Origin of the sequence: Bifidobacterium panos (genome assembly GCF_012932445.1) — a bacterium.
Classification (GTDB): domain Bacteria; phylum Actinomycetota; class Actinomycetes; order Actinomycetales; family Bifidobacteriaceae; genus Bifidobacterium; species Bifidobacterium panos.
Genome location: NZ_JAAIIJ010000002.1, coordinates 241,260 through 262,986, shown reverse-complemented (window position 1 = coordinate 262,986; position 21,727 = coordinate 241,260). Strand labels below are relative to the sequence as shown.

Annotated in this window: 13 protein-coding genes; 12 read left to right on the top strand and 1 reads right to left on the bottom strand. The window is 59.5% G+C overall.

Features of this window, described 5'->3' with window-relative positions; genetic code table 11:
- Window positions 1-56: 56 nt before the first annotated feature.
- From G1C94_RS01185 to G1C94_RS01100, 12 genes are all read left to right on the top strand, one after another.
- Window positions 57-419, top strand: a complete 363-nt coding sequence (locus tag G1C94_RS01185; RefSeq protein ID WP_172143876.1) for a hypothetical protein — start codon at window positions 57-59, stop codon at window positions 417-419.
- The gene (locus tag G1C94_RS01180) at window positions 419-796 is read left to right on the top strand and encodes a hypothetical protein (RefSeq protein WP_172143875.1); all 378 of its coding nucleotides are present in this window, start codon (window positions 419-421) and stop codon (window positions 794-796) included. The genes G1C94_RS01185 and G1C94_RS01180 overlap by 1 nt, the downstream gene beginning before the upstream one ends.
- Before the next feature lie 173 nt (window positions 797-969).
- Window positions 970-2,301, top strand: coding sequence for an ATP-binding protein (locus G1C94_RS01175; RefSeq protein ID WP_172143874.1), 1,332 nt, complete (start codon window positions 970-972; stop codon window positions 2,299-2,301).
- A gap of 182 nt (window positions 2,302-2,483) precedes the next feature.
- Window positions 2,484-4,148: an MFS transporter gene (locus G1C94_RS01170; RefSeq protein WP_253902246.1), complete on the top strand. Its 1,665-nt coding sequence runs from the start codon at window positions 2,484-2,486 to the stop codon at window positions 4,146-4,148.
- A 295-nt stretch (window positions 4,149-4,443) separates the two neighbouring features.
- A complete protein-coding gene (locus tag G1C94_RS01165; RefSeq protein WP_335341193.1) occupies window positions 4,444-5,796 on the top strand; it encodes an ATP-binding protein in 1,353 nt (450 codons plus the stop codon).
- A 288-nt stretch (window positions 5,797-6,084) separates the two neighbouring features.
- Window positions 6,085-6,606: a 50S ribosomal protein L10 gene (rplJ, locus tag G1C94_RS01160; protein ID WP_172143872.1), complete on the top strand. Its 522-nt coding sequence runs from the start codon at window positions 6,085-6,087 to the stop codon at window positions 6,604-6,606.
- Window positions 6,607-6,718: 112 nt separating this feature from the next.
- Window positions 6,719-7,105, top strand: coding sequence for a 50S ribosomal protein L7/L12 (rplL, locus tag G1C94_RS01155; protein WP_172143870.1), 387 nt, complete (start codon window positions 6,719-6,721; stop codon window positions 7,103-7,105).
- Between the two features lie 173 nt (window positions 7,106-7,278).
- Window positions 7,279-8,454, top strand: coding sequence for a variant leucine-rich repeat-containing protein (locus tag G1C94_RS01150; RefSeq protein ID WP_172143868.1), 1,176 nt, complete (start codon window positions 7,279-7,281; stop codon window positions 8,452-8,454).
- Window positions 8,451-12,062 carry a helicase gene (locus tag G1C94_RS01145; protein ID WP_172143866.1) on the top strand — a complete coding sequence of 1,204 codons (3,612 nt, stop codon included), beginning with the start codon at window positions 8,451-8,453 and terminating at the stop codon, window positions 12,060-12,062. Before G1C94_RS01150 ends, G1C94_RS01145 begins: the two co-directional genes overlap by 4 nt.
- Window positions 12,063-12,208: 146 nt before the next feature.
- Complete coding sequence (locus G1C94_RS01140; RefSeq protein ID WP_172143933.1) at window positions 12,209-12,361, top strand: BAG family molecular chaperone regulator 5; 153 nt, start codon at window positions 12,209-12,211, stop codon at window positions 12,359-12,361.
- A gap of 707 nt (window positions 12,362-13,068) precedes the next feature.
- On the top strand, window positions 13,069-19,026 hold the full coding sequence (locus tag G1C94_RS07865; protein ID WP_216656741.1) for an InlB B-repeat-containing protein: 5,958 nt from the start codon (window positions 13,069-13,071) through the stop codon (window positions 19,024-19,026).
- A 357-nt stretch (window positions 19,027-19,383) separates the two neighbouring features.
- Entirely contained in the window at window positions 19,384-20,577 is a 1,194-nt protein-coding gene (locus tag G1C94_RS01100) for an ATP-binding protein (RefSeq protein ID WP_172143864.1), read from the top strand.
- Window positions 20,578-20,614: 37 nt separating this feature from the next.
- On the opposite strand, the gene G1C94_RS01095 is transcribed toward G1C94_RS01100, so the two are convergent.
- Entirely contained in the window at window positions 20,615-21,652 is a 1,038-nt protein-coding gene (locus tag G1C94_RS01095; protein ID WP_172143862.1) for a LacI family DNA-binding transcriptional regulator, read from the bottom strand.
- Between the last annotated feature and the right edge of the window lie 75 nt (window positions 21,653-21,727).

The window sequence follows — 21,727 nt, the reverse complement described above, 5'->3', positions numbered from 1 at the left end:
GTATGTATTTTAGTACATAAATAATTACGCATTACGGTGCTGGTAGGTGAGTGGCAATGGACATTATGGAGCGAGCTCAGGCGGTGCGCGAGGCTGCGGCGTCGGGGTCCAGAGTGGGGCTGACCGAGTTGGCTCGTTCAAGTGCGTGGCGCAAGTCGCTTGAAGAGCGGGGGCTTTTGGAGATTGTGGATCGCACCGACACCACTGGTTACTTGGTGTCGGTGGAGGCGATGAACGAGCTGCTCGATTCGATTAACGAGCTGGAATCTCAGTTGGAACGCTTCACCGTGCAGCAGCTGTTCATTGCCCGTGGGGACAAGGAGCGTTGGCAGTCGGGGGACGAGCTTGCGCAGGGGGCTAAGAGTAGTTTGCGCAAACGCTCGGCCAAGGTGCGTGCGTTCCTCGACGGCGGTGAGTGATGGCCATTTCGGATGATTTGCTTGAAGAGGCCATAGACATACTCGCTGATGTCGATGGCGTTGAAATGGATGCCGAAGGATTGGCGGACGACGTGGTTCTGCTGGCATACGCCCTGCCGGAGGAGATTGAATTTCGTTGCGCGGTCGTCAGCGTGCATGATGCGTTGCAACTGCTGGCCGATGGGGCGGTCGAGGGGGCGGCGCTGAAATACCAGTTTGCCGAGTGGTGTTCATTCCATTTTCAGCATCGCCGGTTGCGCAAGGCGAGGGCCGATATGCGAATCGTCTATCAGCGCACAGGCAGCGGCATCCGCGTCAAAGGTTTCGGTCACCGTCATTTGCCGTCCGACATCTATCGTCGTCTGTCCGAACTGTAGGTTTTGTGAATCGAACCCCTGTTTTCGATATATATTTTGTGAATCAGAAGCCTAATTTCTCTTATATTTTGTGAATAAATCACCCATTTTCACCATATATTTTGTGAATGAACCACCCATAATTGTGCTATATTTTGAGTGCAACCCTTGGTATATATAGGATTGGTGGTGCTATGCTTCGTCGTCGCGCATATCAACAGCTGCTAGAGTGGAAACGGCTGAAAACCAAACAAGGCCTGCTCATCATGGGGGCGCGCCAAGTGGGCAAGACCACGCTGGTGCGCCAGTTCGCGCAGGAACAATACGAAACGCTCGCCGAAGTGAATTTCATCGAGACGCCCAATGCCGTCGAAACGGTGTCCAGAGCGAGCGGCGCCGCGGATCTGCGTCTGCGCCTATCGGTGTTGGCCGGCGTGGAGATAGTGCCCGGCAAAACCCTGTTGTTCCTTGACGAGATTCAGGCATGTCAGGATATGCTGACCTGGCTGAAATTCCTCTCCGGCGATCAGGGGCTTGACGTAATCTTGTCCGGCTCCATGCTGGGTGTGGACTTGTTCAACGTGCGTTCCATTCCCGTGGGTTTCATGCAATCGATGACCATGTATCCACTGGATTTCCTTGAGTTCTGTGAGGCGAACGGCTTGCCCGAGTCCGCAATGCGGCAAATGGGGGAGTGCTTCGCCGAGCGCACGCCGGTGCCGGATTATCTGCACGACAGGCTGCTTGATTTGTGGTACAAATACCTGCTGGTCGGCGGCATGCCCGACGCGGTGCAGACATTCGTGGGCACTTCGGATATCCACGCGGTGCGCAACGTTCAACGCGACATCTACACGACGTATGAGTACGACATCACCAAATATGTGGACAACCCCGTTGAGCGCCGTCACATCAAAACCATTTATGAGATGATCGTCAACCAGCTGAACGCGCAAAACAAGCGTTTCAAATTCACCAAACTGGGGCCCAACGCGCGGTTCGCCCATATGCAGACGGCATTCGATTGGCTGGGGTACGCGGGCATCGCCCTGCCGACGTTGAAAGTGACGGAACCTCGATATCCGCTTGCCGAGCACGCCGACAGCAGCTCCTTCAAGCTGTATATGAACGATGTCGGTTTGCTGACTTCCCTGCTGATGCGTGATGTTGATGTGCAGATTCTCAACCGGCGTTCAAGCATGAACTACGGCTCGATTTTCGAAAATGCGGCCGCGCAGGAACTGCTGGCTTCGGGCTTCGAGTTGTTCTATTACAATCAGGGCAACATCGGCGAAGTGGATTTTCTGCTGCAGGATGCGCTGGGCGAAGTGTCGTTGTGTGAAATCAAGTCCGGCAAGGATTACACACGCCACAACGCCATGAACAATCTGCTTGCCACGCGCAATTACGATTTCGCCCACGCCTATGTGTTCCACGACGGCAATGTGCGCGTTGACGGCAAGTTCGAATACCTGCCCATCTACATGCTTTCCTGTGTGTCGGATGCCGCAACTGTCCGCGTCTGACACACAGGAAAGCAGGGGATAATGGCTGGTCAGTGCTTGGGGCTGTCAGGCGGTAGGCATACGGTGACGTTGCGGCTGGCCAACCAAGCGGTCTGGTCGGTTGATGCCATTGGCGCACTGGCATAGTCTCGCCTTATCGCTGCAATGGCATGTGCTGTGTAGCCAATGACAGGAGGGTGACGATGGCTTGCGACCAGGCGAAACGACAGTCCGGTCAGTCCCAGCCATCCCAGTCGTCCCAGCCATCCCAGTCGTCCCGTCACTCCAATCACCTCAATCAGCCCAGTCAGCCGAGTCAACCCAGTCAACCCAGTCAACCCAATCGCCCCCGCCCATCCGCCAAGCCGCGCACAATCTCAATGCGCGAGGCCATCGGCTTCGGCGTCGGCGACTTCTTCGGCGGCGGCCAACTGGCACTGGTCTCCACCTACCTCACTCTCTTCTGGACGCGCTTCTGCGGCATGAGCATCGCCACGGCGCAGGGGGTCATCGGCGCCAGCGCCATGATCAGCGCCCTGTCCGCGCTGGTGTTCGGCGTGCTTGACGACAATCTCTATCGTTTCCATGTCGGCCGCCGCTTCGGCCGCCGCCGGCTCATGCTCATGCTCATCGCGCCGGCGCTGCTGGTGGGCGTGCTGCTGTGGATTCCGGGCTTGCCCATGCCGCTGTATGCGCTCGTCTATGTGTTCTGGGTGATGTTGGCTCAGGCGTTCCAGGCCTGTTACAACCCGCTGGCCGGCGAAATGACGCAGGATTTCAGCCAGCGCACCAAGCTCTCGACCACCAGGCTGTTCATTTCCACAGCCGCGGCCACACTGATCCCGCTGGTCGGCAGCTGGGCGCTGTCGGCATTCGGAGAAGCCAGCCCGACCGCCTACATGCTGGTCTCCATCGGCTCCACGGTGCTGTTCTCCTGCGCGGTGGCCATCTCATGGAAAATCACTTGGGAAATGACGCCCGAACAGGCTGGTTTCGGCGCGTATGCCAGCGGCGCGTTGCGCGAACACCGGCTCGGGCTGCACGGTTGGGTTCGCCGGGCTAGGCGCGTGCTGCGCGAATACGTCACGACGTTGCGCATCCGCGAGTTCCGCAAGCATCTGACGATCTATCTACTGGTGCAGATGTCTTCTGACGTGTTCGGGCAAACCTTCGTGTTCTTCGTGCTGTATGACTGGAACCGCACCGCCGCATTCGCCTCCCTGCTGCTGGGATGCGCGGCCATCTCCCTGCCGCTGATGCCGCTGTTCGGCCGGGCGGTGGTGGCGATTGGGCCGCGTCGGCTGTACCGGGTCGCCTTTGCGGGAATGTTGGCTGGCTTGGCTTGGCTGGCATTGGCTTGGCTGTTGGTCGGCATTCTTCCTTCCGCATTGTGGACGGCGGGCGCGGTTATGGCTTCCCTGTGGTTCTTCGCATTCAAGTCGCTGGTCGGCTATCTGCCGTGGGCGGTGTTCCCGTTTATCGCGGATATCGACCAGATTGTGACACGCCAATACCGTTCGGCCACGTTTTCCAGCGCACAGGCATGCTTCCGTCAATTCGGCTCGGGCGTCATCACCATTGCGGTCGGCCTGATCTTAAGCGCCGTGGGCTTCGACTCCTCCCTTCCCACGCAGACACTTGGCGCCTCAATCGGTATCGCCGCCGTCATGCTGGGCTTTTTCGCCGTCGCGATGCTGGTGTGCTGGGCCGTGTCGTCCCGCCTCGTCGTCGACCGCCGCACCGATCTTGAGTTGTTGCATGAGGTCGAACGTCTGCGCGCCGGCGGCAGCAAGGCGGACGTGGACGAGTCCACCCGCCGCACCGTGGAACGCCTCACCGGCCTCTCCTACGACGATTGCTGGCAATAAAAACACCAATATCGCCTTATCGCGCTGGTCGATACACACTCAGCGGCAGAAAGCAGCCGGACCAATCGAGGCATCGCACCTTTGCCAGTGCTCGGCACACAAGAGCCAGAACGCCTGAAAAGTGTCAAACTGAACCACTTCTAACGCCTGAAAAGTGTCATCTCAGCCCGTTCTTAGCACCTGAAAAGTGTAATTTCAGCCCGTTCTTAGCACCTGAAAAGTGTATAATCCATCATTATTGAACGCCTGAAAAGTGTTTATCGCATGGTGGTCGAAGTGACGGGAGTTGGTATTGGTGGAGTTTCGCAGAAACATACAATCCCTGCTATTGGACTGGAAACGCAACCCCCAGCGACGTCCGTTGGTCCTCCGTGGCGCGCGGCAGGTGGGCAAGACGCACGCGCTCAAAATCTTGGGGGAGCAAGAATATCGCTCATGCGCCTATGTGAATCTTTTCGATGCCGACGCGAAAGCCGCCTTGGCGAGCGCCGGTTCGCCCCACATGCTGCTGGATTCGGTGGAGGCATATACAGGTGTGCGGATCCGCGAAGAGGAAACGCTGCTGATCATTGATGAGATTCAAGAATTGCCGATGCTGCTGACGATGCTCAAATCGTTCAAAGAGCAGGCTCGTTCGGTCCATGTCGCGGCGGCTGGGTCGTATCTTGGCCTCGCCCAGCATGAAGGCTTGTCCTTTCCAGTCGGTGCCGTCGAAACGGTGGTAATGCAGCCGATGTCGTTTCTGGAATTTCTGGACGCGGCTGGGGACGGCGAACTGGTGCGGCATATCGAAGAGCTTGATTTCGATTTCCTCGAAGGTTTCGCCCCGCGGCTTGAACGTCGTGTGCGGCAGTATTGCTATGTCGGAGGTATGCCATCCGCGGTTCAGGCCTTCCTTGATGGTGGGTATCAGGCCGCGCGTGAAGTGCAGCTTGGATTGCTGTCCGACTATGACATGGATTTTTCCAAGCATCCGCAAGCGGGCGGCGACGTTGAACGGGTTCGGCTCGCGTTCGCTTCGATTCCGGCCCATCTGGCGCGCGAGAACCACAAATTCGTCTTCGGCCACATCGCCAAGGGGGCGAGGAGCGCCCAATATGAATCGGCGATACAGAAGATTGTGGATTCGGGCTTGGCCGTTCGCGTGTCCAAGGTGTCGAAACCAGCGCTGCCGTTGCGGGCATATCAAGATCTTTCCGCTTTCAAGCTGTACATGCACGACGTAGGGTTGCTATCGGCGGCCATGTCGGTCGAGCCTGCGGATCTTATTCTCAAGGACACCGCGCTCACTGAATTCCGTGGCGCATTGACGGAACAGTATGTCTGCCAGCAGTTGGTTTCGGAAGGCATCGAGCCGTATTATTGGTCGACTGACAACAGTTCCGGCGAAGTGGACTTCCTGTTTCGCCACGCCGGTTCGGTGGTGCCGCTGGAGGCCAAAGCCGGTGTTGAGCGGCAGGCCAAGAGTTTGCGGTGGCTGTGCAGCAAGTTCGATCTGCGCGGGTATCGAGCATCCATGCGTGGGTACCGTGAGCAGGATTGGCTGACGAATGTGCCGCTATGGGCGGTTGGGGCGTTCTTCAGGGAAGCGTCACAGGCGCTGGATGATGCATTGCTTGGGGATGATCTGCCGCCGCTGCAGAGTTGATCGAAGAGCTGATTGAAGAGCTGATGGTCAAGGCCGGTGGCGGGCGAGCGGAGCGATATGTCCACGCGCCCACTTATGCTTTCCACCTGTAAACCACAGACCGTTGGTTGTTTGCGTGAGAACGCAAGCCGAAGTTTGGTTCGCCAAGCCAGCGCAGGTTGAGAAATATAGCCCGTCATAAGGGTGCGCGAGTTCGCTTGCGCGTATGTTGCTCCGCCTGTGCGCGGGGCTTTTTTATTGCCTCGCCTAAGACAGCCAAAATCAACGGCCGACTTAGGAAGGAACGCCATGAAGAGGCCCGAAAAGGAAGCGGTGGTCGCCCAGCTGACGGAACAGTTCCGTGACGCTGACGCTGTCTACCTGACCGAGTACCGCGGGCTTACCGTTCCGCAGATTTCCGATCTGCGCGAAAAGCTAGGCCGCGATACTTCCTACACAGTGGCTAAGAACACGCTGGCACGCATCGCCGCCAAGGAAGCGGGCATCGAGGGTCTTGATGAGGCTCTCGCCGGCCCCACCGCCATCACGTTCGTGAAGGGCGACATCATCGAGGCTGCGAAGGTCATCCGTGACTTTGCCAATGAAAACAAAACCCTCGTCATCAAGGGCGGCTATGCCGATGGCACCGTCTACGACGCCGAAGGCACCAAGCAGCTGGCGGATCTCAAGTCCCGCCCGCAGCTCCTCGCCGAATTCGCCGGCGATATCAAGGCCACCATGTCCAAGGCCGCGTATCTGTTCAACGCTCTGCCCACCAAGGCCGTGCGTACCATCGATGCGCTGCGCGACAAGCAGGAAAAGGCCGCTTGATTCGTCTGGCGTCAGCCGCATGAATCGATATAACTGAATAGAAACCAAGAAATTGTCAGGTGACGGACACCTCTTCGCTTTAACCGTCACCAAGATGGAAAGGAAGCCAATAATGGCTAAGTACACCAATGATGAGCTGCTCGAAGCTTTCGGTGAGATGACCCTGGTCGAGCTCTCCGAGTTCGTCAAGGCCTTCGAGGAGAAGTTCGACGTCGAGGCCGCCGCTCCGGCCGCCGTTGCCGTCGCCGCCGCCCCGGGCGCCGCCGCCGGTGCCGCCGCTGAGGAGAAGGACGAGTTCGACGTCATCCTCTCCGCCGTCGGCGACAAGAAGATCCAGGTCATCAAGGCCGTGCGCGGCATCACCTCCCTGGGTCTGGCCGAGGCCAAGGCTCTGGTGGACGGCGCTCCGAAGCCCGTTCTGGAAGGTGCCAAGAAGGAAGACGCCGAGAAGGCCAAGGCCGATTTGGAAGCGGCCGGCGCGACCGTCGAGCTCAAGTGATTCGCGCGGCTTAAGCCGCAAACTTTTCACTCGGAACCCCGCACCTGCACGTCAGGCGGCGGGGTTTCGCTTATGGGCGGAAGTTGTTAATTCATGCCGCGTAATCCCGCGAAAACCGCCGCCGCATGACACAATAGGAAATAGTGTGCGAAGTCTTAGAAGGAGTGCCCGCGATGAGCGTAACATATCGGTGGCGTGTGCAGGTGGGGAGCGGCCAGCAGGCCACTGTTCGTCCGGGGGAGAGCTTGGAGATAGGGCGAAAGCCGTTGCGTCCGTTGCCCGACGACGGCATGACCCGTCTCGAAGTCGCGGATTCCACGAAGTCCATGTCGAAGCGTCATGCGCGCTTCAGCGTCGACAAGAACGGGCAGGCCACGTTGCGCGACTTGCAGTCCACCAACGGCTCCTATATGGTGAGCCCGGACGGCGAGCTGACACGTCTGCCGTTGGGCGAGGATTTCGTGTTGCCGGCCGCCGCCGTGCGCATGCAGTTCGGTGACGTTCCGGTTGATTTTGCGCCTCTGGTCGAAGAGGAGCGACCTGCTGGTGAGTTCCAGGTGCCGGATTTGTTCTTGCATTCCGCGGCGCAAACCCGTCAGGAACCGGACGCGGCCGACATGTCCGTTGACGAGATCCTTGATTTGCGAGCCGGGGAACCCACCACGATATTCCACGCCTCCTCGGACGCGCCCGTAGCTCAGGCAGCGGGGGAGCATCCCGAAGCGTCGGCTGATTCGATGCCGATCCATGTGTCGCAACCCCAGCAGACGGATACGCCGCGGGATCTGTTTGCCGATGCGATGGTCGACCAGCAGCAAACGGTTCAGGGCCGCGAAGCGCCGGATATGGAAAGTTCCGTCAGCGAGCCTTCCGAACCTTCCGAGCCTTCCCCGCAGCCCGTTGCGGATAATCCCGTTGCGGACAATCCAACAGCGGAAAAGCCAGTCGCGGACAATCCAGCAGTAGACAACCAGGAACCGCAGCCCACAGCCGCCCAGCCTGCCGACACCAGCCAGCAGGCCGCACCGGCCGCCGAGACCACGGCATACACCCCCGCTTTTGAAGCCGGCTCCGTATTCGACAGAGTGTCCCGAGGCGAATTCGACAAGCCGAACGAACCGGCGGTCGAGGTCGACGGCATGACCTCGGACGAGGCACGCACCACCACCGATATGTCGTTGCAATTTGAAATGGCCCGCCACGCCGAACTGCTGCCGTTCCTGGCCATGAATCCCTCGCTGTACGACGATTTGTACGCTTGGCTCGACGCCCAAGGCAACCGGGACATCGACGAAGCGCTCGCCAATAATGCGGGATACCAAAGCTACCGCGAAGCGGTGGGGAAGTGAGCGAACAATTGAATGCACAATCCACGCTTGACCAACTTCAGCAGTGGCATGACGACTATCGCGCTTCGCTGACCCCCTCGCCTCTGGAAGACATCAACCGGCTCACCGCCGAGCTGGATATGACGCACGCCCACCCCTCCGGCATCGCCCGGCTGTTCGCCGCCGGTCGCGTGACGATGGATTCGCTGTTTCGAGACAACGGCATATTGCGCGCCGCCGAGAGACGTTTGGGCCGCGTGCTGGACGATCAGACCGCCAGAAGGCGGTTCAGCGGTGTGGCCGAACTGTCGTTGGCGGTCGGCGTGGCCACTTGGAAAGGCAACGCCTTGCCGGTGTTGCTCTATCCGGTGGAGGTGACGCACAACGAGCAGTTGGGGCGTTCCTCGTTGCGGTTCACCGGGCATGTCACGCTCAACGCCGCACTCATGGCGCGCTTGCACGCGGCCGGTGTCGATTGCGACGAGGAGCGGCTGTTCGATACAAGCAATTACGATTCCGGCACTCCCGAAACCTCCGCCGTGTTCGGCTCGATCAGCGATCAGGTGAAGGACTCCATTGCCGATTTCACCATTGAGCGGCGCATCATCCTGGGTTGTTTCATGGAACCTGCCGCGTTGATTCTGGCCGAAACGCAACGGATCATCGACCTGCTAGGCAAAGGCACCACCGGCAACGTCCTGCTTGACGCGCTGGCCGGGGACGAATCGTCGCGCGCCTCCTTGAGCGAGGCAGCGATCGCCGAATATTCCCCGTTTGATGTCGACCCCCATAGCGAATACGAGGTGGGCGATATCGACAACACCGTGCGTTACGCCGCCCAGCTTGCGGCGAGCGGGCGCAGCATCGCCGTCGATAGCGCATTGAGCAACGACACGGCTCGGCAAGCCGCGGCCATCGCTTCGCGCTGCGTGATGAACGGGCGTTCCGTGCTGTATGTGCCCGGCGTGGGCGAGCAGAAGCGCCGGTTCATGCAGGCGGCTCATGCCAGCGAGATGGCTTCCATGGTGCTCGACATCGCCGACGAGAAAGCCAATACCGCCATCGACCGCCAGCTCATCGCCGCCGTCAGCTTCCAGGCCGGTGCCGCCACCGAGCATTTCGACCAGCTCGCCGACGAACTGGTCGGTGTGCGATCCCGCCTGACCCGCTATCTGGGCGACCTGCACGGCGTGAACAAGAAATGGGGCGTTTCCGCCTATCAGACCATTCAGAACCTCGCGGCCATCTCCGTTTCGCCCACCCATCCGGCCACGCGCGTGCGTCTGAGCGAAGCCGCCGCGCGCCAGCTCGCCGGCCATCTGGACGACTGGGCGGCCAAACTCGAACGTGCGGGGGAACTTGGTGAATACATCATCGGCCCCGATGACACCGCTTGGTACAAAGCCTCGCTCACCAATGAGCAGGACGCGGTAAACGCCTATCACCGCGTGGTGGACCTGTTGCAGAAGGTATTGCCCGTGGTGCGCGAGCATGTGGCGACCACCGTGCAAACCTGCGGCTTCCCCGTGCCTGTCAACGCCCGCGAATGGAGCCGTCAGGTCACGGTGCTGAAGAACCTGCGCCGCGTGCTCGATGTGTTCCAACCCGAGATTTTCGAGCGTGACATCGATTCCATGATCGAAGCCAGCAAGTCGAAGTCCGCACGCAAGGCCGAAGGAACCACTCTCGGGTTCTGGGAGCGCCGTCGCCATGTGCGCGAGGCGAAGTCCCTATTGCGCGTCGGTGCGCAGGTTTCCAGCCTGCATGACGCGCTCGTGGTCGTCAAAAAGCAAGGCGAACAGTGGCGTGCGCTCGTCCCGCACGGCGGTTGGCCGGTGCTGCCCGCCCATCTCGACCAGATGATCGCCACTCAGGAAACCATGGCGAGCGATATCACCTCACTCGACACCGTGCTAAGCACCACCCCCCAGGGCGGCGAGCTGGAGACCCAGGATTTCAACGCAGTGGAGCGTCGCCTCAAAGCGCTGTTCGACGATCACATGTCGTTGGATGCGTTGCCTGAACGCTGCCGCCTTGAGCACGAGTTGCAGGAGGCCGGGCTGAACGAGCTGGTGATCGACCTGACCAACCGTCAGATCGGCAACGAAGCCGTGGGCGCCGAGCTGCAACTGGCGTGGTGGACCACCGTGTTCGAAGACATCGTGCGCTCCTCGCCGATCATCTCCAATCAGGACGGTTCCGCGCTCAGCGCCGCCACCGAGCGGTTCGAGCAGGTCGATGTGGAGCATGTGCGCTCCATCGGCCCGATGGTGGCGCAGGAGTGCATGCGCCGCCTGTGCGACATGCTGTTCACGCGCACCCAGGAAGCCAACCTGTTGCACACCCAGCTCGCCGGGCACTCGCGGGCGATCCTGGACGCCGTGCGCCACGACCATCCCGAGATCCTCGCCGCGGCCAAGCCGATTCTCGTGGCCATGCCCGACACGCTCGCCTCGCTGACCGAGCCGAAAGCTCTGGCCGATGTCGCCATCGTCGACGCGTGCGCGCACATGCCCGCCGTCCAGATGCTGAGCATTCTCTCCCGCGTCAAGCAGATTGTGGTGATCGCCCACCGCAACACCGTCACCTGCCCCGGCCTGAAGCAGCTGATCGACGTGTTGCCGCAGGTCGAAACGAAAACGCGCCCGGTGTGCAGCGCCCCGAGGCTGGCCGCGTTCCTTGAATCTCAAGGCTACGGCTCGGTGAGCTACGATGTGGCCAGCGAGGCGGCGCGCGGCCATGTGGCATACCATCACCTCGACGCCAGCGGAACCCCGGTGTTCAGCACCGGGCTGGTGGAGTCCAGCGCGCAGGAAATCGAGGAAGTGGTGCGGCTCATCACCGAGCGCGCCTCCAGTTTCACCATCGTGCCGGCCGATTACGTGCTCACCGTCGTCACGCTCACTGACGTGTTCCGCACACGCCTCGGTGCCGAACTGAAGGCTCTGGCTTCCAAAAACAAGACCATGGGCAGCTTCCTGCGCCACGTCAGGCTGATCGGCATTCGCGAGGTCGCGGGCATCGAAACCACGGACGTCATTCTTTCGCTGTGCTATGCGAAGACCTCGCATGGCCGCCTGTTGCAGCAGTTCGGTGCGCTAGAGGAAGCCGGCGGGCGCGGCATGCTGCTTGACGCGCTGGCTCTGACCAATCGCCATCTCGATATCGTCAGCGCGTTCTCGTCCGAGGACATGCAGGACGAGCGCATTCATCAGCCGGGCGTAAAATTGCTCAAGGCCATGCTCGTGTGGGCCGAACAGCTCGGCGGCGAGGCGGTGCGCCCCACCGAAAACAAGCGGGGGAGCAACACACTGCTCAACGACTTGGCCGATCGCATTCGTAGTCGCGGCCTCGATGTCGCCCTCGGTTATGGCTTCGACAAGGGGCTCACCATTCCGATGGTGGTAGGTCTGAAAGACAAGCCGTTCGCGCTGGCCGTGCTCACCGACGATGCCGACTATATGTCCATCCAGTCCACCCGCGAGCGTCACCGCACGCTGGCCGAGGATCTGAAGTCTCTTGGATGGTCGGTCGCCACGGTGTGGAGCGTGGGCGCGTTCGTCAATCCCGAGAAGGAAGTGGATCGACTGGTTGCGTTGCTCGGTGACATCTATAAGGAAGTCAAGTGAGCGGCGACGCTGTATCGCGGCGTGATGCCGGGGCTTGCGATAATTCTGAGGCTTCTGAAACTGCTGAGACTTCCGAGACTTCCGGGGCTCAAGCGGCGGGCGGCTATTCGCCCGCTCGTCGCACCCCGCGCAAGCACAAGCGCGTCGTGCGTCAGGGCACGGAGCTGTTCGACGCGGACGGCGTCAAACTCGAACCCTCCGACATGATGACCGAGCGCCAGCGCGCCGCAGACGACGACAAGCGCATCTTGGCCGAACTTCCCCCACACTGGGCCCAATTCTCCGAACGCGGTCGCTAATCCCTCTCACGCCCCCTCCCCAGTCGACGTGCCCATTGCCGTCATTCTCAGCTTGTCTGCGGGTTGCAGTGACGTTGCTATCGTTCTTGGTTTATTTTGGGTTGCAGTGCTATTGCTATTGTTCTTGATTTATCTTGGGTTGCGGTGCTCGTTTTCTCGTTCTCAGTGTGCGTTTCGTCAGGTTCTCGTGTTGTTTGACTAGTCCGGTGTTTGCGGCGGATGTTGCCGTGTTCGACGTGGTTTGCTGTTGGTTGGCGGTATGCGTACTGGGAACGGGATTGGTGGCACTGTAATTCAGAGTGTGCCAGGCGCGACGTTGTTACGCCGGCGCAATGGTGCGGAAGCCACGGGGTTGCCTGGTTTCGTTATATGGCGTTGTCGCTGATGGTCGATACGCACAGCCCACTGGGCTGTGCGTCCCACACGGCAACATCCGCCTCGGTTATTTTGACGGAGCCGGTCTGTTCCGCCCCCGGTTTGTTCTCTTGTGACACGCCGGGGGATTTTGCTTCCCTCTTGTGGGGTTTGCCGGTGTTTGTCCCGGAATGGTGCGGTTGGGTTGTTCCGGTGTTGCGACCGCTGGAACTCGAGCGTTGTTCAGCAGTCGTGGGGGGGGGAATCTTTGATGCTGAATAAGTTTCGCGCGCCTGGCTGGACGGTTCGGCTGTTGCGTGGTTGCGCGGGGAGTGTTGTGAAGGAGTTTTGCGATGATGGATCGTGTTGCTGGCCGTCCCGTATGGCGGCGTGTGTGCGCGGTGGTTGCGGTAATCGCGACGATGTTGGCGGTGATGGTGGCACCGGCGGCCCGGGCCGCAGAGACCGAGGTTTCCTCGTGGGATGGGGCGCTGGCCGCGCTTGCGGGGGATGCCGATACGGTCACGTACACGGTTTCCGCGGATACGGCGCCGGGTGCGACGTTGACGGTTCCGGCGGGCAAGACCCTTGTGGTCAAGGGTTCGGCTTCGCTGACTGGTGGCACGTCGGGTGAATCGTTGTTTGAGGTCGCTGACGGTGGCCATTTGGTGTTGGACGGGGTTACGCTCACCGGCAACACGGTTGGCGACAAGGGCGCGGTGTACGTCGCCAAGGGCGGCACCTTGGAGTTGGGTTCCGACAGCGCAACCGCCGCCGCCCCGTCGATCACCGGCAATACCAACGCCGGCTCGGCCTGTAATCTGGTGGTCGAGAAGGACGCGAAGGTGTATTTGAACGCCAGTCCCGATAAGCCGATCGGCCTGTCATACTCCGGCACGGTCGAGGAGCCAGTCTCGCTGGTCATGAGCGGCCGTCACACGATTCAGTCCACCGACGTGGCCGCCGGCAAGATCGCGGCGGACGACACTGGCCAGGCGACGGTGACGGCCAACGGTTGCGTCCTTGTGCGCAGCGCGACGCCGAAGATCCTGTACTGGTCACCGACTGGCGTGTTCAGTTGGGGAACAAACAGCGCGAATGCCGATCCGACCCTGACGGCTCGGCAGGTTTCGAATTGGGATGTGTCCAAGAACTATTTTAATAGTCTTGGTGACCTTACCGTGATTCACGGTGCCGAGGCCGCGAGGGTGAGCTTTGTTGATAATGCCGCGTTGAACGGTAAGTCGATTGACCAGTTCGATCTCATTTACATCGAGCCGAGCTGGACGAAGCCGGAAGGCGATTCGTATTACACAGATGCCGAGACTGAGGCTCTGCGGAAGTATCTGGACAAGGGCGGGCGTATCTTCATCCAATGCGAGGACACGGGATTCACCCGGATAAACGAGTCGGGAACGGCATTGGCGAAGGCTTTGAACACAGGCTTCCAAGTGAAGAGCGCCCCCAAGATTACTGAGAATGCTCCTGTAACCAGCAACAAGAATGGCTCGGCGACGGCGAAGCAGCTGACGGAGGGGCTGCCGGAGAATTGGAAAGTGTACAATGCGAGTCCAATTTCGTATACCACCGATAAGGTTAATGTCATTTTCACCGCCACAGCTAGCGACAACAGCGAGCAGCCGATTTGTGTGGATTTGCAGGCTGGTTCCGATACTGACAAGACTCCGTGGGGTAATGTCACGGTCATCAGCGACGGAAACATCTGGAGTGCTCAGTGGGCCGGTAAGAGCGGTGGCAAAAACACTGGCTATACTACTCAGTTTGCGAAGAATTTGTTGAACGCGACTGTTGAGTCTCGTAATGTTGCGGCGACTGGTGCGAATCCGAATGAGCGGTTTGTGGTGACGTTTAATTCGAATGGTGGCAGTGCCGTGGATTCGGAGACGGTGTTGAAGGGCAGTAAGGTTTCGGAGCCGGAGGCGCCGACGTGGGTGGGTCATGCGTTGGTGGGTTGGTATTCGGATGCGTCGCTTGCCGATGACAAGAAGTGGGATTTCGATACGTCCACGATGCCGGGTGAGAATCTGACTTTGTATGCGAAGTGGACCACGGAGGCGTCGTATACGGTGAAGCATTATCTGCAGAATGTGGATGGTTCGTATCCTTCGGATCCGGCTGCGACGGATACGTTGACGGGCACGATCGGCCAGAATACGGCTGCGGTGGCGAAGACGACGTATACGGGGTTCACCGCTCCCGAGTCCATCGCGCAGGTGGAGGTCAAGGCCGATGGTTCCGCGGAGGTGGTGGTCAAGTACACGCGCAACGAGTACACGGTGAAGTTCGAGGCGAACGGCGGCACGGGTGACATGGCCGACCAGTCGTTCAAGTACGACGAGGACAAGAAGGCGTTGTCCGAGAACCTGTTCACCCGTGACGGCTACACGTTCACGGGTTGGAAGGACAAGGATGATTCCACCAAGACGTATACGGATGGGCAGTCCGTGCAGAACCTGACCGCCGTGGACGAGGGGGTTGTGACCCTGCAGGCCCAGTGGGACCCGAACACGGACACTGCCTACAAGGTTGAGCATTATTTGCAGAACGTGGACGACGATTTGTATCCCGCCACGCCCGATGCCACTGATTCGAAGACGGGTACGACGGACACCAAGACCGCCGCTGAGGCGAAGACGACCTATACGGGTTTCACCGCCAAGGACTTCTCCCAGGAGAATATCGCTGGTAACGGCAAGACGGTCGTGAAGATCTATTACGAGCGCGACAAGTATGACGTGACGTTCGATGCGAAGGGTCACGGCACCACGCCCGACAAGCAGGAGTCTGTCAAGTATGGTGCGAAGGTCAAGAACCCGGGTGACCTGTTGGTTGACGGTTACTCGTTCGGTGGCTGGTATACGGATGATTCGTTCGACGACGACACGAAGTGGGATTTCGCCACGGGCACGATGCCTGCCGAGAACCTGACGCTGTATGCGAAGTGGACCGCGAACACGGATACGAAGTACACGGTTGAGCATTACCTGCAGAATGTGGATGATGATTCGTATCCTGATATGCCTAAGGATGTTGTTCCGATGACGGGTACGACGGACACTGAGACCGTTGCTGAGGTGAATGAGTACGAGGGTTTCACTCCCGTTGATTTCGCCCAGGAGAATATTGCCGGTGACGGCTCGACGGTGGTGAAGATCTATTACGAGCGTGTCAAGCATGGCGTGACCTTTGACGCGAAGGGCCACGGTGTCACGCCTGACAAGTTGACGGGTGTGAAGTACGGTGCGAAGGTCGCGAACCCTGGTGACCTGTCTCAGGACGGTTACACGTTCGGTGGCTGGTATACGGATGAGTCGTTTGCCGACGAGAAGAAGTGGGATTTCGGCACGGGCACGATGCCGGCCGAGAACCTGACGCTGTTTGCCAAGTGGACGGCGAATACGGATACTGCGTATAAGGTGGAGCATTATTTGCAGAATGTGGACGATGATTCGTATCCGGACACGCCTAGGGACGTTGTTCCGATGACGGGTACGACGGACACTAAGACCGTTGCTGAGGTGAATGGGTACGAGGGTTTCGCTCCCGTTGACTTCGCCCAGGAGAATATCGCCGGTGACGGTTCGACGGTGGTGAAGATCTATTACACGCGCGTCAAGCATGACGTGACGTTTGACGCGAAGGGCCACGGGACCACGCCTGACAAGTTGACGGGTGTCAAGTACGGTGCGAAGGTCGCGAACCCGGGTGACCTGTCCCAGGCGGGTTACGCGTTTGGTGGCTGGTATACGGATGGGTCGTTTGCCGACGATAAGAAGTGGGATTTCTCCACGAACACGATGCCGGCTAATGATCTGACCCTGTTTGCCAAGTGGACGGCGAACACGGATACGAAGTATACGGTTGAGCATTACCTGCAGAATGTGGATGATGATTCGTATCCTGATATGCCTAAGGATGTTGATCCGATGACGGGTACGACGGACACTGAGACCGTTGCTGAGGTGAATGAGTACGAGGGTTTCACTCCCGTTGACTTCGCCCAGGAGAATATTGCCGGTGATGGTTCGACGGTGGTGAAGATCTATTACGAGCGTGTCAAGCATGGCGTGACCTTTGACGCGAAGGGTCACGGTGTCACGCCCGACAAGTTGACGGGTGTCAAGTACGGTGCGAAGGTCGCGAACCCGGGTGATTTGTCTCAGGCGGGTTACGCGTTTGGTGGCTGGTATACGGATGGGTCGTTTGCCGACGAGAAGAAGTGGGATTTCGCCAAGAACACGATGCCGGCTGAGAATCTGACCCTGTTTGCCAAGTGGACGGCGAACACGGATACCGCGTACAAGGTGGAGCATTACCTGCAGAATGTGGATGATGATTCGTATACTCTTGATGCCACTGATTCGAAGACGGGTACGACGGATACCGAGACTGTTGCGGAGGCGAAGTCCTATACGGGTTTCACCGCGGGTGACGTGACGCAGGGGAATATCGCCGGTGATGGTTCGACGGTGGTGAAGATCTATTACACGCGCGCCAAGCACGATGTGACTTTCGATGCGAAGGGTCACGGCACTGCGCCTACTGGGTTGACGGGTGTCAAGTACGGTGCGAAGGTCGCGAACCCGGGTGACCTGTCGGCGGAAGGCTATGTGTTTGGTGGCTGGTATGCGGATGAGGCGTGTACTCAGGTGTGGGATTTCGCTGTGGACGTGATGCCGGCCGGGAATTTGACGTTGTTTGCGAAGTGGGGTCCGGCTTCGGATACGAAGTACACGGTGAAGCTTTTCAGGCAGGCGTTGGATGGCTCGTATGGCAGTGAGCCTGACGTGGTGCAGGTCCTGACCGGCGAGACCAATGCGGATACCGTGGCTGTGGCGCGCTCGTACGAGGGTTTCACCGCGGAGCCGTTCTCTCAGCAGAAGATCGCCGCTGACGGTTCGACCGTGGTGACTATCCGTTATGCGCGCAACGCGTACACGGTCTCGTTCAACGCGAAGGGCCACGGCACCGCCCCGGCGGCTCGGTCGGGTGTGAAGTACGGCGCGACGCTGGACAACCCGGGCGGCCTGTCGGCTGAAGGGTACACGTTCGGTGGCTGGTATGCGGATGAGGCGTGCACCCAGGTGTGGGATTTCACCGCGGATACGATGCCGGCGAATGATGTGACCCTGTATGCCAAGTGGACCGTCAACGAGTACGAGATCACCTACGACCTGAATGACGGCACGCTGCCGGCCGACGCTCCGAAGACCCACACGTACGATGCGGAGACGGAGCTGCCCACCCCGACCCGTGACGGTTACACCTTCGACGGCTGGTACGACGAGAACGGCAATAAGGTCGACACCATTCCCACTGATGTCAAGGATATGAAGATTACCGCCAAGTGGACGGGCAACGAGTACAACATCACATACGATCCGAATGACGGCACGCTGCCCGAGGACGCTCCGAAGACGCATACGTATGGTGAGGAGACGAAGCTACCTGCCCCGACGAAGGACGGTTACACCTTCGACGGCTGGTATGACGAGAACGGCAACAAGCTCGACACCATTCCCACCGATACCAAGGATATAAAGATCACGGCCAAGTGGAAGGGCAACGAGTACGACATCACGTACGACCTGAACGGTGGCACTTTGCCGGCTGACGCTCCGAAGACCCACACGTACGGTGAGGAGACGAAGTTGCCGGTTCCGACTCGTGACGGTTACACCTTCGACGGCTGGTACGACGAGAACGGCAACAAGGTCGATACCATCCCCGCCGATGCGACGGATATGAAGATCACCGCGAAGTGGACCGCGGACGAGTACGACATCACGTACGATCTGGACGGTGGCACGTTGCCGGCTGACGCTCCGAAGACCCACACGTATGGCCAGGAGACGAAGTTGCCCACTCCGACTCGTGACGGTTACACCTTCGACGGCTGGTACGACGAGGACGGTAATAAGATCGACACCATCCCCGCCGATGCGACGGATATGAAGATCACCGCGAAGTGGACTAAGAACGCCGACACCGACAACGGCACCAAGTATGATCCGAATGGCGGCGCCTTGCCGGAGGGTTGGACCGGTGCGGATGGCAAGCTGCCCACTCCGACTCGTGAGGGTTACAAGTTCGATGGCTGGTATGACGACGAGGGCAATCTGGTCACCAGTTTGAAGGATGCCGCGGGCAAGACGCTGCATGCCAGGTGGACCAAGCTGAACACTCTGGCCTCCACCGGCGCCACCGGCTTGGCCGCTGGCCTGACCGCCTTGGCCTTGGCCGCAGCCGGCGTGACAGTCGGCGTTCTGCGCCGCAAGCGCTCCCGCTGATTGCGTTCCCATTGATTGAAGGAGTCGGGCGCTGATTGCCCGGCTCCTTCTTTTTGGCCCCCGGTTTTGGGGCGAATGTTGCTGTGTGAGACGTAAGACTTGGCCTACCGGCCCGGAGGGTGTCGAACACGGCAACATTCGCCCCCAAGACACGGGCTTTGCCTAGCAAACGTGCTTTCCCGTTGTCTTGGTTGGCGGAATGCTGCGGAAGCCACGGATGTTCTGTTTTCGTTATATGGCGTTGCCCTTTGATATCGGTACGCACAGTCCACTGGACTGTTCATCGTGAATTCAAAATCTATTTTGATTTCATGGGTTTTTGTCGTAAGATTAAAATTGATTTTGATTTGGGGGTGAATGATGATTGAGCGTCCCGACTGCCTGAACACCTTGGCTGCATGGAAAGACAAGGATGTCATCAAGGTCATCACCGGTGTGCGCCGTTGCGGCAAGTCCACGCTTATGGACATGTTCAAGCAGCGACTGCGCCGGCAGGGCGTTCCCGCGGATCATATCATTCATCTCAACCTCGAGCTGTTGGAAAACGAGCATCTGCTGGAATATCGCGCGTTGCATGATGAAGTGTTGCATCGTTGCGCAGATGAAGACAAACATTACGTGCTCATAGACGAGATCCAGAACGTTCCCGACTTCCAAAAGGCCGTGGACAGTCTGTACGTTCGTCCCAACATCGACCTGTATATCACCGGATCGAACGCGAACCTGCTTAGCGGCACGTTGGCCACGCTGCTTTCCGGCAGATATGTGGAAATCCCCATGTTGCCGCTGTCGTTCGCGGAATACGCCCGCGCGGCCGACCAGTCCTCTTCCAAACGGCGCCTGTGGTCCCAATATCTGCATGACGGCGGCTTTCCCGCAGTGGGCGGGCTCGGAGGCAACGACATGCTCATCCATGATTATCTGGACGGAATACTGAACACCATTCTCGTCAAGGATGTGGCCAGCCGCGCCAATGCCAACGTCGATTTGCTGCGCACACTCGCCACATATATGTACGACAACATCGGCAATCTCTCCACTTCGGCGAAGATCGCGAACGCCTTGACTTCACTGGGGACGAAGACCTCCCAGCCGACGGTCGCCGCGTATCTGGATGCGCTGTGCGCGGCGTTCGTGCTGTACCCGGTGAGCCGTTATGACATCAGAGGCAAGCGCATCCTCAAGCAGGAGAAGAAGTATTACGCCGTGGACATGGGCTTGAGGCGCGTGCTGTGCTCCAACGACGTGCGCGATACCGGGCGGATTCTGGAGAACGTGGTGTATCTTGAGCTGTTGCGGCGGGAGGGTCAGGTGTATGTGGGCAGTGGCTCGTCCGGCGAAATCGACTTCGTGACCAACGGGGTTGAGGGGCGTAAGTATTGGCAGGTGTGCGAGTCGGCGGAACGCTCCGAAACGCTGGAACGGGAGCTGTCTTCGTTCCGCTCGGTTCGTGATTCCTATCCCAAGACGCTGATTACCCTTGACGACGTGCGTGAAGCCAATCATGAGGGCATCCGGCAGGTGTATGCCCTCGATTGGTTGAGCGAATGATGCTGGCGAACGGCGCGGCGGGCCGAATCGCGATGGCTCACGAAAGAGGGAGCTTCGGGGCGGTGGTTTCGCGCAGGATGAGCTGGGCTTGCGGGGTGATGAACCGTGACGAGAGCTCGCCTTCCTGGTTGGAGGCGGGGGACATCAGCTCCAAGGTCTTGCGGGCGGCCTGCGCACCCATGGCAAAAGGATCCTGATGCACGGTGGTCAGCCCTAGGCCGGCGGCATAGCGATTGTCGTCGAAACCGATAAGCGATATATCCTGCGGGACATGCGTGCCGTACTGACGCAAACGGAACAGCACGGGAATGGCCAGCTCGTCGTCGGCCAAGCACACGGCGGAAGGCGCGTGAGGTGCGGCGATGATGAGCTGCAACGCCTCGTTCGCCGGATCGTCGGAGGAGCCCAGCAACAGCGGAATCGGTGTCACGTCGGCGTATCTGGCGCAGGCATCCAAGAACCCTTCCAAACGCGCGCTTGCGGAGAAACGCAACGTGGAATGTATATCGTCGCCATAACCCACAAACGCAATGTCACGATGCCCCAACGCCACCAGATGATCCACGGCAATGCGCTCGGCGGTGCTGTCGTCAATACTCACACCTGCGTCGAAGCCGTCGTTGGAGGGGATATTGACGCCCACAATCGGCACATTCATGGCCTTGAGCTTGCTCACTTCGCTCGGTTCGATGTCGAACGAACACACCACCACGGCGTCGGCATTGCGCCGCACGGGCAGGTTGCCGAAAAACTCGCTGCGCTCGGCGGCGGTGGACATGGGGAACACGGACAGGTCGTAGCCCGCCGGGTGGAATACCGAATCGAGGCCGGCGTAAACGTTCGCGTTGAACCAAGTGGCAATGGAGGCACTCATCAGCACCGCGATGCGCAACGACTGTCCGGATTTGAGCGCAGCGGCGGAACGTGAAATGCGATAATCCAACTTCTCGGCCGCGGCCAGCACGCGCTCGCGGGTTTCCGGCAACACCAGATCAGGCTTGGCGAAAGCGCGCGACACTGTGGAAACGGACACGCCGGCCTCGCGGGCGACCGCCTGAATGCTCGCCTGCGCCATGAGACCTCCTTCGTGGCGACGGTGCTATGACAATGGTGCTGACAACGCTTATGACCGTATCATAGCTCCGCCCAC

Bases quoted from the DNA above. Each gene is read 5' to 3' on its own strand.
- G1C94_RS01170 (WP_253902246.1), top strand. From the start codon at position 2,484: ATGGCTTGCGACCAGGCGAAACGACAGTCCGGTCAGTCCCAGCCATCC.
- G1C94_RS01100 (WP_172143864.1), top strand. From the start codon at position 19,384: ATGATGATTGAGCGTCCCGACTGCCTGAACACCTTGGCTGCATGGAAA.
- G1C94_RS01150 (WP_172143868.1), top strand. From the start codon at position 7,279: ATGAGCGTAACATATCGGTGGCGTGTGCAGGTGGGGAGCGGCCAGCAG.
- G1C94_RS01175 (WP_172143874.1), top strand. From the start codon at position 970: ATGCTTCGTCGTCGCGCATATCAACAGCTGCTAGAGTGGAAACGGCTG.
- rplL (WP_172143870.1), top strand. From the start codon at position 6,719: ATGGCTAAGTACACCAATGATGAGCTGCTCGAAGCTTTCGGTGAGATG.
- G1C94_RS01095 (WP_172143862.1), bottom strand. From the start codon at position 21,652: ATGGCGCAGGCGAGCATTCAGGCGGTCGCCCGCGAGGCCGGCGTGTCC.
- G1C94_RS07865 (WP_216656741.1), top strand. From the start codon at position 13,069: ATGATGGATCGTGTTGCTGGCCGTCCCGTATGGCGGCGTGTGTGCGCG.
- G1C94_RS01180 (WP_172143875.1), top strand. From the start codon at position 419: ATGGCCATTTCGGATGATTTGCTTGAAGAGGCCATAGACATACTCGCT.
- G1C94_RS01185 (WP_172143876.1), top strand. From the start codon at position 57: ATGGACATTATGGAGCGAGCTCAGGCGGTGCGCGAGGCTGCGGCGTCG.
- rplJ (WP_172143872.1), top strand. From the start codon at position 6,085: ATGAAGAGGCCCGAAAAGGAAGCGGTGGTCGCCCAGCTGACGGAACAG.